Origin of the sequence: Desulfuromonas sp., from assembly GCA_002869615.1 — a bacterium.
Taxonomy (GTDB): domain Bacteria; phylum Desulfobacterota; class Desulfuromonadia; order Desulfuromonadales; family UBA2294; genus BM707.
The window spans coordinates 1-3233 of sequence record PKUH01000043.1 but is presented as its reverse complement, the minus strand read 5'-3'; the positions used below and the strand labels follow the sequence as shown (position 1 = coordinate 3233).

At 58.6% G+C, this 3233-nt stretch carries 2 protein-coding genes; both read left to right on the top strand.

From position 1 onward, the window contains the following. A partial coding sequence (gene nuoG, locus C0623_05115; protein ID PLY01692.1) for an NADH dehydrogenase (quinone) subunit G occupies positions 1-2330 on the top strand: 2330 nt, incomplete at its 5' end. Continuing rightward, a partial coding sequence (locus C0623_05110) for an NADH-quinone oxidoreductase subunit NuoH (protein ID PLY01691.1) occupies positions 2331-3233 on the top strand: 903 nt, incomplete at its 3' end. It abuts the gene before it with no gap.

Genomic DNA, 3233 nt, shown 5'->3' with positions numbered 1-3233 from the left:
CAACGGTTCTCGAAGCGGCCGAGCAACTCGGTATCGTGGTACCGCACTTCTGTTACCACAAGGCGCTCGGGGCGGTTGGTGCCTGTCGGCTCTGTGCCGTGCATATCGAATCGGGGCAAACGCGCGGTGTTCAGATGTCGTGCCTGGTCGAGGCGGCCGATGGCATGGTCGTCAATACCCTCGAGCCAACGGCGGTTGAGCTGCGTCAGAATATGATCGAGCTGTTGATGATCAACCATCCGCACGATTGCCCGGTCTGCGATGAGGGGGGCGAATGCCAGTTACAGGACATGACGATCGCCGGTGGGCACAGTATCCGGAATTATCGCGGTAAAAAGCGAACCTATGTCAACCAGGATCTCGGGCCGTTTATCGAGCAGGAGATGAACCGCTGTATCCAGTGTTATCGTTGCGTGCGCACCTATCGCGACTATTTCGGCGGCACTGACTTCGGCGTCATGGGATCGCGCAACCGGGTCTTTTACGGTCGTTTCCAGCCCGGGCGGCTGACCAGCCAGTTCTCCGGGAACCTGGCCGATGTCTGCCCGACCGGTGTCTTCACCGATAAGACTTTCCGCTTCAAAAGCCGATACTGGGATCTGCAGGAGAGTGATTCGGTCTGTCCGCATTGCTCGCTCGGCTGCGCCACAATTCCGGGAGCGCGATACCGCGAATTGCAGCGCATCCGATCCGGAATCAATGAAGAGGTTAACGGTCATTTCATCTGTAACCGTGGGCGCTTTGGATACGGTTACGTTAATAACCCATTGCGGCCGCGGAGACCGAAAGCGGGCGGAACTGAAACCATCCGCGAAGAAGCATTGCGTCTGAGCCGGGCGGCGATTGAGCGTTTGACCGGTGATCTCGGCGGCGACTCCGTAGCCTGGCTCGGCTCGAGCCGCGCCTCTCTTGAGGCGAATTACCTGCTGAAAAAACTCTCTTCCGAATACGGTTCAAATCATCTTGTTTTCGAGTGCCACCCGCAACGTGACCGGGCCGCCCGGGTCTGGGCCGCCCGCCGCCAGATGGAGAGTGTCAGCCAGGAAGATCTTCGCCAGAGTGATTTTATCCTTTTGGTCGGCAGTGACCCGCTCAACGAAGCGCCGATGCTTGCTGCCGCTATTCGCCAGGCCGTACGCAACGGGGCAGATGTTGCGGTGATCGATTCCCGGCCGGTGGAGTTGCCTTTCCAGGCCTCGCACCTGGTGACCCTGCCGGAAAAACTGCCGCTGGTCCTGCAGGCCCTGGCCGGATCGCCGGTCGATGGCCTGACGCGCCAGGAAAAACTTATCCTCGAAGGGGTCGGCCAGCGGCTGCAACAGGCAAAGCGGCCGATCCTGACCGGCGGCGCCGATCTGCTGCAGGCGACAGGTGTTCACGCCCTGCTCGATTTGGCTGAAAAGTTTCCGAAAACCTGCCGGACCTTTCTCCATCTGCCCGGGCCGAACAGTTATGGTGCCGCCATGCTGGCCGGTGAAGGCCCCGGTTTCGAATCCATCCTCGACGGCATTCTCGATGGCGATATTCGTGGTCTTGTCTGTCTCGAAAGCGACCCGTTCCGGGAATACCCGGACCCGGCAAGGATTCAGGCGGCACTGTCGCGACTCGAAGTTCTCATTGTCATGGATTACGTAGGGGGAGAGGCGGTCAAGCGGGCCGATGTCTTTCTGCCGACGACCGCACCGGTCGAATCGGCCGGGACTTATGTCAACTGTGAAGGGCGGATGCAGCCTTTCAACAGGGTGATGGAACCGGGCGAGCCGCTGAAGGTGACCGGCCAGGGAGATCATCCCCCACGCACATTCAGTCTGTCGACACCGGGTGCGGAGCCGGTATCAGCAGTCAGCCTGTTGGCCGAGTGGCTGCAACGGGAAAATGATCTCGATGCGCTTCGTAATGAAATCGCCACATCGGACAGCCGGTTTTACGGTTTGGGAGAGACCCCGGCTGCGGTCTGTGCTTCCGGCGGAATGGCACCGCCGCCCCCCGAACAGGCCTTCCCGGCTGGCGATGCCAACCAGATGCAATTGCAACCGATTTTTAATCTGCTCGGCAGCGGCACGTTGGCGGCCAACTCGCCGACTCTCGATGAAGTCCGGGCAACTCCACACATTATTGTTTCCGGCATCGATGCCGAAGAGATCGGAATTGAGGACGGGGAGACTGTTGTCTTGCACAGCGCCCTCGGCCATCTGCATATCCCGGTCCGGATTGACCAACGGGCGGTGCCCGGACTGGTACTGCTTCCTTATTTTGACAGGACCGGGGCCGGCGTCTTTCTGCCGGGTGCCGGCACCTTCAGTTGTCGCTTGCTGAAAGAGGGCAAATAGATGACCGAATGGCTGATCACAGGTGTACTGATTGCCGTCAAGCTCGGGCTGATCTTCGGCGTGATTCTGACCCTTGCCGCCTATCTGGTTCTTGCTGAACGGAAGATTCTGGCGCGGATGCAGATGCGTCACGGACCGAATCGGGTCGGTCCCTTCGGCATGTTTCAGCCAATGGCCGATCTGATCAAGATGCTGACCAAGGAGGATGTCGTTCCGACCGGTGCCGACAGGTATATCTTCCTGGTCGCACCGGCCCTGGCCGCCCTGACGGCGCTGATGTCTTTTGCCGTGGTGCCGTTCGGTCCGACCATCGAAATTTTCGGTCGGCAGCTTCCTCTCGTCGTCTGTGATCTCAATATCGGTGTTCTTTATTTTCTCGGACTCTCATCGCTGGCGGTTTACGGTGTCGTCCTCGGCGGCTGGGCTTCGAACTCCAAGTATGCACTGCTCGCTTCGATCCGGACGCTGGCGCAGCTCATTTCGTACGAACTCTCGATGGGCCTTGCCATCGTGCCGATTGTCATGGCGGCCAAGTCATTTTCACTGACCGAGATTGTCATGGCCCAGCAAACCGTTCCGTTTGCCCTGCTGCACCCGGTCTCTTTCCTGATCTTCTTTTTCAGCATCGCCGCCGAGTCGAAGCGAACGCCATTTGATTTACCGGAAGCGGAGAACGAACTGGTCGCCGGTTTTCATACCGAGTACTCAGGGATGCGTTTCGGCCTGTTCTTTGTCGGTGAATACATCAACATGATTATCCTTGGCTCGATGACCACGGTCTTTTTCCTCGGTGGCTGGCATGGGCCGTTGTTGCCGCCGGTCATCTGGTTTTTGATCAAGGTTCTTGCTGTCTCATTTGTCTTTATCTGGATCCGGGGGACAATGCCCCGTTTCCGTTATGAT